Here is a 13831-nt window from a genome sequence, read left to right on the forward strand (position 1 = left end):
TGGCGTACTCTTATGGTTCTCCAGTGGAACATCCGGTAAAGAAACCCCGAATTTGAGACACTCTTGGCCCAGACACACGCAGAGGCGGGCTTCGAGTCCCTTCCGTGCCCTATGGTGCAAACCCTTGGGGGCCCTTGGATCCCGGAGTTTGTCTATCGCCGCCTACGGCGCCACAGACAAATTTTTCCGCCAGCCTATTGGGGAATAGTAGGCGGATGCTGTACGTTGCATACGCGACAGACGAACCAAAGAAAAGAGATACACCTAAGTGGCAACCGATTACGATGAACTTCGCTCCGACGTCAAGGAGTCGCAGGACAACTCACTCGAGGCACTGCAGTCCGCCAACGCACCGGACGCCCGCAGCGTGGTGCTCGAGCTCGATGAGGCAGACGGACTGGACGGCGCCGGTGTCCCGGGTGGCGAATTCGTTGCCGAGGAACTGGTCGTGCAGGTTATCCCCCAGGCCGAGGACGAATTCACCTGCTACTCCTGCTTCCTTGTGCGGCACCGCTCGCAGATCGCACGGCAGAAAGACGGCCACAGCTACTGCACGGACTGCGAAGGCTGATTCCAGAGCTTCGCAGCATCACCCGTTCGGGCCGGTTCCCGGCCGGCAGGACCAAGGCACGCCCGCATACAGTCGGCGTGCCTTTCCTGTCCCCTGGAACGGGAATCAGCCCAAACGGCTGCGGACCATCTCGCTGACGGCTTTGCCGTCGAAGCGGCCGGCGATCTTGGCCGTCACCGGCTTCATGACGGCCCCCAGTTGACGCAGGCCGGGTTCCACACCTTCGGACCGCAGCCCGGCAATGGTCTCGTCGATGATCGCCTCAACTTCGGCGGCCGTCAGCGCACGGGGCAAGTAGGTCTCGATGACTTCCGCCTCCGCGATCTCGGCAGCAGCCCGCTCCGCTTCGCCGGCGTCGGTGTAGATCTTTGCCGTGTCACGACGCTTGGCCGCCTCCTTTTGCAGCAGCGAGGTCACCTGCGCGTCGTCCAGCTCAATCGGCGTTTTTCCTGACTTTTCCCGTGTTTCGATCTCGCCCAGAACGTTGCGTACGGTGGTCAGGGCGGTCTTGTTCCGCTCTTTCATGTGCGTCACGACGTCAGCATGCAGACGGTCTTTCAGGCTGGTCACAGTGTTCCTCGATTCGTTCAGCGCCCCCAAGGGCAGCAGGACAGCGATGAACCATCCCTCTAGTACGGTAGAGGCCTATGGCTGACAATTACTACCTCCAGTCCGGCAGGCAATGCATTTGAGTTCCGAGGAACTGTGGCAACGCGTCACGGAGGTCCTTAGCCGGACTGCCGTCCCCGAGGTCACACTGATCGAATTGGTTGTGGTCTTTGCCCTGGCAACCGCCCTGTCCATCCCGCGGGCAACCTGGAAGTACTTCGGGCTGCTCGCCACCGCCACCCACGAACTGGGGCACGCCTTCGCCGCCGTCATGAGCGGTCAACGACTGGGCGGAATCCGGCTCCAGCTGGACCACTCAGGCACAACCACCAGTTACAGCCGTGGACGGCTGGCGGCCGTGTGGTCCGGATTCTGGGGATATCCCGTTCCTGCCTTGACCGGTGCTGCCCTGGTGACCTCTGGTTTCGGAGGTTGGGGCCCTGCAGCCCTGGCCACCGGAACACTGATCCTCGTGGCGTCGCTGGTGTTCATCCGGAACTTCGCCGGCATCATCATCACCGGCGCCGCGATCGCGGGCGGCGCGGCGCTCGTTATCTTCGTCCCGAGCGCTTTCACCGGGCACGTCGCCATCGGACTGGGTGTGGCCCTCCTGGTCGCAGCGGTCCGCGACCTCGCCAAACTCACTAACGTCCACCTTCGGCGCCGGGACCGGCTGGCCAGTTCGGACGCCTATATTCTGTACCGCGCAACCTCAGTCCCGTCCGGTATTTGGATCGCGCTTTTTCTTGCGGTTGTTGCCGGTTGCTGGCTGGTGGCGTGGCAACCCATATCTTCGATTCTGGCCGCGGGAGCCTAGGCTTGTCCGCATGAGCCAGGAACCAGAGAGCAGTCAGCCTGCCGCCACACCCACTGCAGACAGCATGGATCGGAACTCAGAGCACAGCACCAAAGGCGCCTACGTGACCGGTGGTGCCGAGTTCAACCGGGACACCAACTACATCGAGGACCGGATCACCCGGGACGGCCGCCGGGGCGACAACGGCGAACCTGGCTGGCCGGTGGAAGCCGGCCGTTACAGGCTCATCGCTGCACGGGCATGCCCGTGGGCGAACCGGACGGTGATCGTGCGCAGGCTGCTGGGCCTTGAGGAAGCCATCTCCCTTGGCCAGCCCGGCCCGACCCACGATGTACGGTCATGGACCTTTGACCTGGATCCGGACGGCGCGGACCCCGTCCTGGGAATCGAGCGGCTCCAGAGCGCCTACTTCCGGCGGTTCCCGGATTACCCCCGCGGCATCACCGTGCCGGCCATCGTGGAGGTAGCCAGCGGTGAAGTCGTGACCAACAACTTCCCCCAAATCACGCTGGACTTTGCCACCGAGTGGACGCAGTTCCACCGCCCCGGCGCGCCGGACCTCTATCCGGAACATCTCCGGCAGGAGATTGACAGCGTCAACAAGCGCGTCTTCACCGAAGTCAACAACGGGGTTTACCGTTGCGGCTTCGCGGGCTCCCAGGACTCGTACAACTCAGCGTATGCCCGGCTCTGGACGGCCATGGACTGGCTCGAGGAACGCCTCACGGGCCAGCGGTACCTCGTGGGTGACACCATCACCGAGGCCGACGTCCGGCTGTTCACCACCCTTGCCAGGTTCGACGCGGTCTACCACGGCCATTTTAAGTGCAACCGGCAGAAACTCGCCGAGCTCCCGGCCCTTTGGGGCTATGCGCGGGACCTTTTCCAGACTCCCGGCTTCGGCGACACGATCGACTTTGTCCAGATCAAGCAGCACTATTACATCGTCCATGAGGACATCAACCCGACAGGCATAGTGCCGCAGGGCCCGGACCTGTCCGGCTGGCTGGAGCCCCACGGCAGGGAATCACTGGGCGGCCGGCCCTTCGGCAACGGCACTCCCCCGGGACCTGTGCGGGCCGGCGAGGAGGTCGCCCCTGGCCACGGCGCCGCACACCCGGAAAGAAGTCTCTGACGGTCCGGAGGGCCGGTAGCGGCGGCTGCCTTGTCCTGGCGCACAGTGGCACCTAACGTGGGCGGAATGGTAGATACACACGCAGGTCCGGACCAGCCGCCATCGAGGGGGACCCGGATGCTGCGAAACGCCATCGCCGGTCTCTCCGCCGCCTTCACCCTCCAGCGTCTGAAGCTGGCGGCAAAGTCAGCACTGGCAGCAGGTGTGGCGTTCGCCATCGCTCCCCTGATGCCCGGGTCCGCCGCGGAGTATCCGTACTACGCCCCCCTGGGTGCACTGGTGGCGATGTACCACAACGTTGCCGGATCAGTCCGTCAGGGTCTTCAAACGCTGCTCGGGCTCGCCATCGGCATCGGGCTGGCCTTTGTCTTGGTCAGCATCGGTGATCCGTCGCCGGTGACCGTGGCAGTTTTTATGGGCGTAGGAGTCCTGCTTGGCGGCCTCCCGCGGATTGGCTCCGGAAGTGATTGGATCCCGACGGCGGCGCTGCTGGTTCTGTTGGTGGGTGGAAGCAACCGGGACGCCTTTTCGTTTGGTTACCTGATCCAGATGGGCGCCGGAGTCGCTGTTGGCATCGCCGTTAATTTCCTTGTTTTTCCGCCACTGCACTTTGCTGCGGCCGCCAACAGCCTGGGTCAACTGCGGCTGGCACTGGGCAAACAGCTCACGGATATGGCGGCGGCCCTGACGGAAAAGTGGCCGCCCGAGCATGAGGACTGGTCCCGCCGCTCCGACGAGCTGGCGGAAGCGGCACGCACCGTCCGCCATCTTGTCAGGGAAGCTGACGAAAGCCGCCGGGCCAACCCGCGGCGGCGGTTCCACCCGCGGGACCTGGACCTCGATTACCGCAACTTGCGGGACCTTGAGCGGGTGACTTTCCACATCCAGGACATGACCGAAGTCCTGTCAGACGTCATCTGGGCGGAAGACGTCCCGTACGAGGTCCCGTTCGAGGACAGCGAACCGCTGGCCGCCGCGTTGGACAGCACCGGGCAGCTGCTGGCCTCGTTCCACACGGATGATGAGTCGGAGCAACGGCGGCTCTTCGCTGCCGCGAAGTCGGCGGTGGAGGCTTGCATGGCCGGGTCCGACGGGGGCGGCAGCGAGGGTGCCGTGACGGCGTCCGAGTCCATCCTCCTGAGCCTCCACCGGATTCTCCGGGCAGTGCGGCCGGCCCCCTAAAGTGGCGCCACGGAACCGCTGAAGTGCTTGCGGCCGGAGCGGGGATTCCATGCCGCATAGTCGGACCGTTGCCAGGTTCCGTCCGGTGCCTGCCCTGTGGTGATCTCCAGCGCAACCCGGCCTGGCAGGAAAACGGGCGCGTCGAAAGTCACGGCCCAGCCGAATGTTTCGCCCTTCATCGGCCCGACGTCTGCCAGAGCCCTGGAGGCAAGATACATGCCATGGGCGATGGAGCGCCGCATGCCCAGCGCCCTGGCCGACAGGACGCTCAGGTGGATCGGATTGAAGTCACCCGAAATGGCGGCGTACGCGCGTCCCGTGTCGACCCCGAGGTGCCACACCGCCGTCGGGTCCGGGGGCGTGAAGTCGGGCCGGCCGTTATGGGGTGAGGGCACGTCGATGCCCGGCAGGAAGACACCTTTGGCAAGGTATGTGGAGCGCCCGGTCCAGCGGATGTCCGGCTTACCCGCGCCCCTGATCTCGGCGATCACATCCAGCTGAGTTCCGGCGCGGTGTCCGCGGAGGTTCTCCACCCTGGCCTCGATGTCGAGGAGATCGGTGAAGATCACCGGCGCGCGCTGCTCGACGTAGTTGCTCAGATGGATCATGCCCAGCAGTGGCAAGGGAAAATCGTCCCGGTTCATCACGCTCATGGCGAGCGGGAAAGCGAGCGCGTGGAGGTAGCCCGCGGGCAAGGTGTCCCGCGCCGACAGGCCGATGAGGTGCTGGTAGGCGGTGAGATTTCCGACGTCGGCCCTGACGCCGCGCACCTCGTGGCCAGCGTCCGGCAGGGTTGAGCCGCCGTGGGTCCCCAGCACGCGGCGGCGCGCCGCCTGCGCGGCGGCATTGACGTAAAGCTTGGAGAGCGAGGGCATCTCCCCCAGGATGACCGGTTGCGCGGGACTCATGCTCCCACCAGGTTCTGTCCGCAGACACGCAGGATGTCCCCGTTGATGCCACCGGCGGCGTCGCTGGCAAGGAAGGCGATTGCCTCCGCCACATCCGATGGCAGGCCGCCTTGCTGCAGGGCATTGAGACGCCGGCCCACCTCCCTGACGGCAAAGGGAATCCGCGCCGTCATTTCAGTTTCGATAAAGCCCGGGGCTACAGCATTGATGGTTCCTCCCCGTGCAGCAAGCAAGGGCGCCGTGGCCCGGACCATTCCCATGACGCCACCCTTGGAGGCGGCGTAGTTGGTCTGGCCGCGGTTGCCGGCAATGCCACTGGTGGAGGCGACCGAAACGATGCGCGGTGCGCCGCGGAAGTGGTCCGAAGCCAGCAGGGCGTCGTTGATCCTGAGCTGCGCGGCGATGTTGATGTCGAGCACGGCGTTCCAACGCGCGTGGTCCATGTTGGCCAGGAGCTTGTCCCTGGTGATGCCTGCATTGTGAACCAGGATATCCAAGTGCCCGTGCCGCTGCAGGGTGTGCTCAAGGATGCGCTGGCCCGCGTCCGCACGGCTGATGTCCAACTGCAGGGCCGTGCCGTGGACTTCGTTGGCGACCGCGGCCAGATGGTCGCCGGCCGCCGGGATGTCCACGAGCACAAGTGTGGCCCCGTCCCGGTGAAGCGTCCGCGCAATGGCCGCCCCGATGCCGCGGGCCGCCCCCGTCACCACCGCCACCTTGCCGGCGAGCGGCCGGTCAGAATCGGCCGGCAGCGTGCCGTTGGCACTGCTGACGGTCAGGAACTGGCCGTCGACGAACGCCGAGCGCCCGGACAGGAAAAACCGCAGCGCCCCCAGGGCGCTCGGGCTCGTGGTCTGTACATCGTCGGCCAAAACTATGCCGTTTGCCGTTGCGCCCGCCCGGAGCTCTTTGGCCAGGGACCGCACGAAGCCGTCCACACCCTGCCGCGCCGCCGCCTCGGCTGGATCGCCGGCTTCTGCGGCCGGCCGGGAAACGGTGATGAACCGCGCGCCCGGGCCGAGGTCGCGGAGCGAGGCCGCAGCGGACAGCACCGGCCGTTCAAGGTCTTCCGGCGTGGCCAGGCCGTCCAGGACAAGGATGATGGCCCCGAGCTTTTCGCGGGGCACGGCGTGCCGGCGTACGTCCAGGTTCCAGGACAGCAGGGTGGCGGCCAGTTCGTCGGCGCCGGGTGTACTCCCCTGCACCAGGACGGGGCCGGTAACCAAAGGCTGGCCCGGGGTGTATCGGCGCAATACCGCAGGCACGGGAAGGCCCAGCCGTTTGGCGAGGTCCTTGCCCAGGCCCTGGCTGACCAGGCGGGTGTATGTGTCTGTCATCCGGTGCTCCTACGCTGCTTCGAGAATTGCGACGACGCCCTGGCCGCCGGCGGCGCAGATGGAGATGAGCCCGCGTGCGGGCCTGCCGTTCACGTGGCCTTGGGCCTGCAGCATCTTGGCGAGGGAAGCGACGATGCGCCCGCCGGTAGCAGCAAACGGGTGACCCGCCGCAAGGGAGGAGCCGTTGACGTTCAGTTTGGCGCGGTCGATGCTGCCGAAGGCGCCATCGAGCCCCAGCCGGGTGCGGCCGAAGTCCTCGTCCTCCCACGCTGCCAGGGTGCTCAGGACGGTCCCGGCGAAGGCCTCGTGGATCTCAAAAAAGTCGAAGTCATCCAGGGTCAATCCGTTCCGGGCCAGCAGCCGCGGGACCGCGAACGCCGGCGCCATCAGCAGGCCGTCCTTGCCGTGGACGAAGTCCACCGCTGCGGCTTCCCCATCGACCACCGTTGCGAGCATGGGCAGGTCATGTGCCTGGGCCCACTCTTCTGATGCCAGCAGGACCGTGGATGCCCCGTCCGTCAGCGGAGTGGAGTTTCCGGCGGTCATGGTGGCCTCGGCGCCGAGGCCCTTCCCGAAGACCGGCTTGAGGGTTGCCAGCTTCTCCAGCGTGGTGTCTGCCCTCAGGTTGGAGTCCTTCGCGAGCCCCCGGTAGGGGGTCAGGAGGTCATCGAAGAACCCGGCATCATAAGCGGCAGCCAGGTTCCGGTGGCTGTTGAAGGCAAGTTCGTCCTGGGACTCACGCGAAATGTTCCACTGCGCGGTTGTGAGGGCCTGGTGTTCACCCATGGACAGGCCGGTGCGTGGCTCTCCGGTGCTCGGCGCGTCAGGGGCGAGGTCCTTGGGCCGCAGCCGGCTGAGTACCTGCAGCCGTTGCGGAAGGGTCTTGGCCCGGCTGAGGTCCAGCAGCACCCCGCGCAAACCTTCGCTAACCGCGATGGGAGCATCGGAGGCTGAGTCAACACCGCCTGCGATTGCGGAATCGATCTGGCCCAGCTTGATCTTGTTGGCCAGGCCCAACACTGTTTCCAGGCCCGTGGCGCACGCCTGCTGGAGATCGTACGCAGGGGTCTCCGCCGACAACGCCGAGCCCAGGACCGCCTCACGGGTGAGGTTGAAATCCCGGGAGTGTTTCAGGACTGCGCCAGCGGCAACCTCACCAATCCGCTCGTCCTGGAGCCCGAACCTGGCAATCAGGCCGTCCAGCGCAGCAGTCAGCATGTCCTGATTGGAGGACTTCGTGTAGGCCCCGCCGGAACGGGCAAAGGGGATCCTGTTACCGCCCACGATCACCGCCCGCCGGACGGAAGGCGTTGCGCCGGTTGCCGCGGGGCTGGTGGATTCCTGGGGTCCGGTGGCGGACTGTCCGTTGACGGACATGGGTGTCTCCTCTGATCTGCGTCGGTTACCGATACTCAGCGTACCTGATACGCTGAGTATCGTGAACAACCTCCCCAACGAACCGACGCCGGCTGCCGGCCTTAACGCCGACGGCCGCTCGTCCCGGTGGCAGACCCACCGGGAGGAACGTCGCCGGGAGCTCATCAAGGCCGCCCGCCGGGCAGTCCACGCGTTGGGCAGCGACGCCTCCATGGAGGAGATCGCCGCAGCCGCGGGCACATCGAAGTCGGTCTTCTACCGCTACTTCGGTGACAAAGCCGGCCTGCAGCATGCGGTCGGTGAGGTGGTCCTCAGCCAGATGCAGCGCAAGATCCGCGAGGCAGCGCAGGCTGCCCAGACGCCAAGGGAAGGCCTGCTGGCCATGATCTCGGCATACCTCCAGATGGCGGAAACCAGCCCCAATGTGTACAGCTTCGTCACCCGCTACGCACCGGTGGACGCCGATAACCAGCATGGATCGGCGGCGATTTCGGGGGCCTTGGGCCACTTTTTCGACTCCATCGCGGAAATGATTGCCGCCCCGATGCGGGCGCACCTGGGCGACGGCCGGGCAGCGGTGATCGGCTACTGGCCCACCGCCGCCATCGGCCTGGTCCGGAGCGCCGGGGAACAGTGGCTCAGCACTCCCGACTCCGCGGCAAAACCGGACCAGGCAGCCATGGCCCGGCAGATTACCGCCTGGCTGTGCGTGGGGATCGCCCCGGAACTCCTGGAATTACCTGTCAGAACCAACGAAGGACATTGACATGACCGAAGTAGTGGACCGCCGCGGCGGCGGCGGCACGGCCGCAAACAACAAAGCCGTAAGAACGGCGGCGACGACCGCGGGCGTCACCAAGGGTTCGTCAGCGGGCCCTCGCGCCAATGCTCAGTCAGCCTCGCAGCCCGCCGTCGACGTTGCGGAGCTCGGCGAGCAGCTCCTGGGCAAATGGGCAGACGCCCGCCGCCACTCCCGTGCGCTGGCGGGTGACCCGGCACTGCATAAGACCGAGGGCCTCACGCACACTGAACACCGCGCCAGGGTCTTCGGGCAGCTGAAGTACCTGGTGGACCACAACGCCGTGCACCGGGCCTTCCCCGCGGCGCTGAACGGTGCCGATGACCATGGCGGCAACGTTGCCGGGTTCGAGGAACTGGTTACCGCAGACCCGTCCCTGCAGATCAAGGCCGGCGTCCAGTGGGGCCTCTTCGGCTCGGCCGTGATGCACCTGGGCACAGCGGACCACCATGCCAAGTGGCTGCCGGGCATCATGAGCCTGGAAATCCCGGGCTGCTTTGCCATGACGGAGACCGGCCACGGCTCGGACGTTGCCAGCATCGCCACGACAGCGACTTTCGACGAGGCAACCGACGAATTTGTCATCCATACGCCGTTCCGGGCCGCATGGAAGGACTACATCGGCAACGCAGCAATTGACGGTCTGGGTGCCGTGGTTTTCGCGCAGCTCGTGACTCAAGGCGTGAACCACGGCGTTCACGCCTTCTACGTTGACCTCCGGGATCCCGGCACCAAGGAGTTCCTGCCCGGCATCGGCGGGGAGGACGACGGCGTCAAGGGCGGCCTCAACGGGATTGACAACGGCCGGCTGCACTTCGACAACGTCCGCGTCCCACGGACCAACCTCCTGAACCGGTACGGCGACGTCACGGCGGACGGCACCTACACGTCTCCCATAGCCAGTCCCGGCCGCCGCTTCTTCACCATGCTCGGAACCCTGGTCCAGGGCCGCGTCTCGCTGGACGGCGCGGCCGTCGCGGTGTCGAAGATCGCGCTATCAGCCGCCATCCGCTACGGCACCGAACGCCGCCAGTTCAACGCGTCTTCCCACACGGACGAGGAAGTCCTACTGGACTACCAGCGGCACCAGCGCCGGCTTTTCACGCGGCTGGCTACCACGTACGCCGCGGGCTTTGCCCACGAGCAGCTGTTGCAAAAGTTCGACGACGTCTTCTCCGGCACCCATGACACCGACGCGGACCGGCAGGATCTGGAGACGCTGGCGGCCGCGCTGAAGCCGCTCAGCACCTGGCATGCCCTGGATACCTTGCAGGAGTGCCGTGAGGCCTGCGGCGGCGCGGGCTTCCTGATCGAAAACCGTTTCGCCTCGCTGCATGCGGACATGGATGTCTACGTCACGTTCGAAGGCGACAACACGGTGCTGCTCCAGCTCGTGGCCAAGCGGCTCCTGGCCGACTACGCCAAGGAGTTCAGGAACGTCGACTTCGGCGTGCTGGCACGCTACGTGGTAACCCAGGCAACCGGCGTGGCGATCCACCGCACCGGGCTGCGGCAGGTAGCACAGTTCGTCGCCGACACGGGGTCAGTGCAGAAGGCCGCCATCGCGCTCCGGGACGAAGAGGGCCAGCGTGCCCTCCTGACAGACCGCGTCCAGACCATGGTGGCCGACGTCGGAGCAGCCCTCAAGGGCGCCGGCACGCTTCCGCTCGAAAAGGGTGCGGCCCTGTTCAACCAGCACCAGAATGAGCTGATCGACGCCGCCCGGGCGCACGCGGAACTCCTGCAGTGGGAGGCCTTCACGGACGCTTTACGCGACGTCAGCGACCCCGGCACCAAGGTAGTGCTGACCTGGCTCCGTGACCTGTTCGGCCTGTCACTGATCGAAAAGAACCTCTCCTGGTACCTGATGAATGGCCGGCTCTCCATGCAGCGCGCCCGCACGGTGGGAGACTACATCAACCGGCTCCTGGTCAAGATCCGGCCACACGCCCTGGATCTGGTGGACGCGTTCGGCTACGGGGATGAGCACGTCCGCGCCGCGATTGCCACCGGCGCCGAAAAGACGCGGCAGGACGAAGCCCGGGCATACTACAGGGCGCAGCGGGCCAGCGGCACCGCGCCCGTTGACGAGAAGGTGCTGCTGGCACGCGCCGCCACCTCAGCACGAACCGGGCAGAGGTAACCGTCCTCCCCCGCCCGACCCATAGGGCAACGCGAGGTCACTAAACCCCGGTATCTCCGTCGCGAGGGGCGGTAAGTGACCCCGCGTTGGATCCCGGGCTGAAGTTAAGTGCGTACGACGGCGGCGCTTTCCATCTGTGGGGAGCGCCGCCGTCGTACGTCATTCAGTTTTGGTAACGGACCTCGTGTCAGGAAAGCACCGAGCGGTAGACCTCGAGGGTGGTTTCCGTGATGGACTCCCAGGAGAAGTGCTCCTCGGCGCGGCGGCGGCCCGCCTGTCCCATGGCGCGCGCCCGCTCAGGATCGGACACGACCTCGGTCAGGGCAGCGGCGAACTCGGTCACGAACTTCTCCGGATCCAGCGGCGTTCCCGTGCCATCGGTTACCTGCTCAAGGTCAACCAAGAGGCCGGTCTCACCGTGCTGGACCACCTCCGGGATACCCCCGGTGGCGCTGGCCACCACGGCCGCGCCGCAGGCCATGGCTTCAAGGTTCACGATGCCGAGCGGCTCATAGATCGAAGGGCACGCGAAGGCGGTTGCGTGGCTGAGGACCTGGATGAGTTCGTGGCGCGGAAGCATCCGCTCGATGAGGATCACGCCGGTCCGCTGCTGCTGCAGCTCCTCGATGAGGCGGGCCGTTTCGGCGGCGAGTTCGGGAGTGTCCGCGGCGCCCAGGCACAGGACCACCTGGACGTCGGCCGGCAGCTTGGCGGCAGCCCGCAGCAGGTACGGAACGCCCTTCTGCCGCGTGTTCCGGCCAACGAAGACCACGCTTGGCTTCTGCGGGTCGATGCCGAGCGCACGAACCGCGTCTTCGCCTTCATCGCGCTGCCAGAGCTCAACGTCGATGCCGTTGTGGACCACTTTGACCTTGGCAGGGTCAACGTCCGGGTAGCTGCGCAGGATGTCCTGGCGCATGCCCTCCGAGACGGCGATGATGGCCGCGGCTGCCTCATAGGCCGTTTTTTCCACCCAAGAGGACAGCGCGTAGCCGCCGCCGAGCTGCTCGGCCTTCCACGGCCGCAGCGGCTCCAGGCTGTGTGCGCTGAGCACGTGAGGGATGCCGTGCAGCAGTGACGCCAGATGCCCCGCCATGTTCGCGTACCAGGTATGGGAGTGAACCAGATCGGCTCCCTCGATGTCCGGCACGATCCGCAGATCGACACCCAGCGTCTGGACAGCCGCATTGGCCGAACCCAGATCCTCGGGCACGGCATAGGAAGTCACCCCGGCACCGTGGTAGTCAGCGTCGCGGGGCGCCCCGAAGGCACGAACCTGCAGGTCAACGTGCTTACTAAGCACCCTGCTCAACTCGGCCACGTGGACTCCGGCACCGCCGTAGATCTCCGGCGGGAATTCTTTAGTCACAATGTCTATTCGCACGTTACCCAAGGTAGTCCTTCCGCCTTATCTGTTCTAGTGTGAAGTAGTCCGGGCATGCCGGACTGTTTTGGGGAGTTACGAAGGCGTACAGGAGCGACCACTATGCCGTTAAATAAAAAAGTCCTGGCCATTGTCCTTGCAGGCGGCGAGGGAAACCGGCTCATGCCACTGACGGCGGACCGGGCCAAGCCGGCTGTGCCCTTTGCCGGCAGTTACCGCCTGATCGATTTTGCGATTTCCAACCTGGTGAATTCGCGCTATCTGCAAATCGTGGTCCTCACGCAATATAAGTCCCACAGCCTTGACCGGCATATTTCCGAGGCGTGGCGGATGTCCACCCAGCTCGGCAACTATGTCGCCTCCGTTCCCGCACAGCAGCGCGTGGGCAAGAGCTGGTTCCTCGGCAGCGCAAACGCCATTTACCAGTCCTTGAACCTGATCCACGACGCCAACCCCGACATCGTCGTTGTTGTGGGCGCGGACCACGTTTACCGTATGGACTTCGCCCAGATGGTGGAACAGCACGTGCGCAGCGGGGCCAAAGCCACCGTGGCAGCCGTGCGCCAGCCGCTGAACATGGCCAACCAGTTCGGTGTGATCGAGGTGGACCAGAACGATGCGCAGAAGATTGCGGCATTCGTGGAGAAGCCCGCCACCACGCCCGGCCTTGCTGCCGACCCCAGCCAGTTCCTGGCTTCAATGGGCAACTACGTCTTCGACGCCGACGCCCTGGTGGCGGCCCTGCACGTGGACGCCGAACGACTTGATACCAAGCACGACATGGGCGGTGACATCATCCCCTACTTCGTCAGCCAGGGTGAGGCCGGTGTCTACGACTTCACGCTCAATGACATCCCCGGCTCCACCGAACGTGACCGCACGTACTGGCGCGACGTCGGCACCATCGACTCTTTCTACGACGCGCACATAGACCTCATCTCGCCGGTGCCGATCTTCAATCTGTACAACTCGGAATGGCCCATCTACACGCGGCAAAGCATCTCGCCGCCCGCCAAATTCGTCCGTGGCGAGGGCAACACAGTCGGCTCGGCATTGGATTCCATTGTTGCGAGCGGGTGCGTGATCTCCGGCGGCATCGTGGAGGGTTCGGTGCTCTCCAATGACGTTTTTGTCGGCAGGTCCAGCCGCGTGCTCGACTCGGTTCTGATGGACAAGGTCAATATCGGTGAAGGTGCCGTCGTCAAGCGTGCCATCCTCGACAAAAACGTCAAGGTCCCGGCCGGTGCCGCGATCGGCCTCGATCACGACCTCGACCGGGCCCGCGGCTTCAAGGTCACCGACTCCGGCATCACCGTGCTGTCGAAAGGGCAGGTGGTCCCCGAACCGGACGAGGCCGAGCGCGCCCTGTCGGCCGCCAACCTCATCCTGGTGCCGGACGCAGTCCGGGCCGCCACGGAAAAATGGTCCGAGTTGCGGGACTCGGTGGACAAGGTCGCCGAAGTACAGGCGGCCGCCGTCGGCGTCTCAATGCACGGCCACTCAACCAAGTCGTAAAGCCCGTCAGGAGCCCGGCACTCCCACCGTTGGGCCGGGCTCCTCGCAGGCTGT

General features: G+C 65.5%; 12 protein-coding genes. 7 read left to right on the plus strand and 5 right to left on the minus strand.

Going from position 1 to position 13831, the window contains the following annotated elements; genetic code table 11:
• Positions 1-268: 268 nt before the first annotated feature.
• A complete protein-coding gene (locus IAQ70_RS06125) occupies positions 269-571 on the plus strand; it encodes a DUF4193 domain-containing protein (RefSeq protein WP_056339942.1) in 303 nt (100 codons plus the stop codon).
• 105 nt (positions 572-676) lie between these two features.
• Here the strand turns inward: IAQ70_RS06125 and IAQ70_RS06130 are convergent, their stop codons facing one another.
• The gene (locus IAQ70_RS06130; RefSeq protein ID WP_190988412.1) at positions 677-1141 is read right to left on the minus strand and encodes a GatB/YqeY domain-containing protein; all 465 of its coding nucleotides are present in this window, start codon (positions 1139-1141) and stop codon (positions 677-679) included.
• Positions 1142-1259: 118 nt separating this feature from the next.
• Between IAQ70_RS06130 and IAQ70_RS06135 the strand changes: the two genes are divergently transcribed.
• The 3 genes from IAQ70_RS06135 (at position 1260) to IAQ70_RS06145 (ending at position 4314) form a co-directional block, all read left to right on the plus strand.
• Positions 1260-1997 carry a M50 family metallopeptidase gene (locus IAQ70_RS06135; protein ID WP_223858950.1) on the plus strand — a complete coding sequence of 246 codons (738 nt, stop codon included), beginning with the start codon at positions 1260-1262 and terminating at the stop codon, positions 1995-1997.
• Between the two features lie 64 nt (positions 1998-2061).
• On the plus strand, positions 2062-3132 hold the full coding sequence (locus IAQ70_RS06140; RefSeq protein ID WP_223859246.1) for a glutathione S-transferase family protein: 1071 nt from the start codon (positions 2062-2064) through the stop codon (positions 3130-3132).
• Positions 3133-3249: 117 nt separating this feature from the next.
• Positions 3250-4314: an FUSC family protein gene (locus IAQ70_RS06145; protein WP_190988415.1), complete on the plus strand. Its 1065-nt coding sequence runs from the start codon at positions 3250-3252 to the stop codon at positions 4312-4314.
• Here the strand turns inward: IAQ70_RS06145 and IAQ70_RS06150 are convergent.
• Genes IAQ70_RS06150 through IAQ70_RS06160 form a run of 3 tightly spaced genes read right to left on the minus strand, consistent with a single transcriptional unit; the run spans position 4311 to position 7936 of the window.
• Complete coding sequence (locus tag IAQ70_RS06150) at positions 4311-5222, minus strand: MaoC family dehydratase (protein ID WP_190988416.1); 912 nt, start codon at positions 5220-5222, stop codon at positions 4311-4313. The two genes, IAQ70_RS06145 and IAQ70_RS06150, sit on opposite strands and share 4 nt — an antisense overlap.
• The gene (locus tag IAQ70_RS06155; protein WP_190988417.1) at positions 5219-6559 is read right to left on the minus strand and encodes a 3-oxoacyl-ACP reductase; all 1341 of its coding nucleotides are present in this window, start codon (positions 6557-6559) and stop codon (positions 5219-5221) included. Before IAQ70_RS06155 ends, IAQ70_RS06150 begins: the two co-directional genes overlap by 4 nt.
• A gap of 9 nt (positions 6560-6568) precedes the next feature.
• Positions 6569-7936: an acetyl-CoA C-acetyltransferase gene (locus IAQ70_RS06160; RefSeq protein WP_190988418.1), complete on the minus strand. Its 1368-nt coding sequence runs from the start codon at positions 7934-7936 to the stop codon at positions 6569-6571.
• Between IAQ70_RS06160 and IAQ70_RS06165 the strand changes: the two genes are divergently transcribed.
• Together IAQ70_RS06165 and IAQ70_RS06170 are read left to right on the plus strand one after the other, a co-directional pair.
• A complete protein-coding gene (locus IAQ70_RS06165; protein WP_190988419.1) occupies positions 7935-8702 on the plus strand; it encodes a TetR/AcrR family transcriptional regulator in 768 nt (255 codons plus the stop codon). The genes IAQ70_RS06160 and IAQ70_RS06165 overlap by 2 nt on opposite strands.
• A gap of 1 nt (position 8703) precedes the next feature.
• Positions 8704-10878: an acyl-CoA dehydrogenase family protein gene (locus IAQ70_RS06170; RefSeq protein WP_190988420.1), complete on the plus strand. Its 2175-nt coding sequence runs from the start codon at positions 8704-8706 to the stop codon at positions 10876-10878.
• A 187-nt stretch (positions 10879-11065) separates the two neighbouring features.
• Here IAQ70_RS06170 and glgA read toward each other — a convergent pair whose 3' ends face one another.
• Positions 11066-12262, minus strand: coding sequence for a glycogen synthase (gene glgA / locus IAQ70_RS06175; RefSeq protein WP_317983595.1), 1197 nt, complete (start codon positions 12260-12262; stop codon positions 11066-11068).
• A gap of 102 nt (positions 12263-12364) precedes the next feature.
• Between glgA and glgC the strand changes: the two genes are divergently transcribed.
• Positions 12365-13777 carry a glucose-1-phosphate adenylyltransferase gene (glgC, locus tag IAQ70_RS06180; RefSeq protein WP_190988422.1) on the plus strand — a complete coding sequence of 471 codons (1413 nt, stop codon included), beginning with the start codon at positions 12365-12367 and terminating at the stop codon, positions 13775-13777.
• Positions 13778-13831: the final 54 nt, after the last annotated feature.

It is taken from the genome of Pseudarthrobacter sulfonivorans (assembly GCF_014712225.1).
In the GTDB taxonomy this organism is placed as follows: Bacteria; Actinomycetota; Actinomycetes; order Actinomycetales; family Micrococcaceae; genus Arthrobacter; species Arthrobacter sulfonivorans.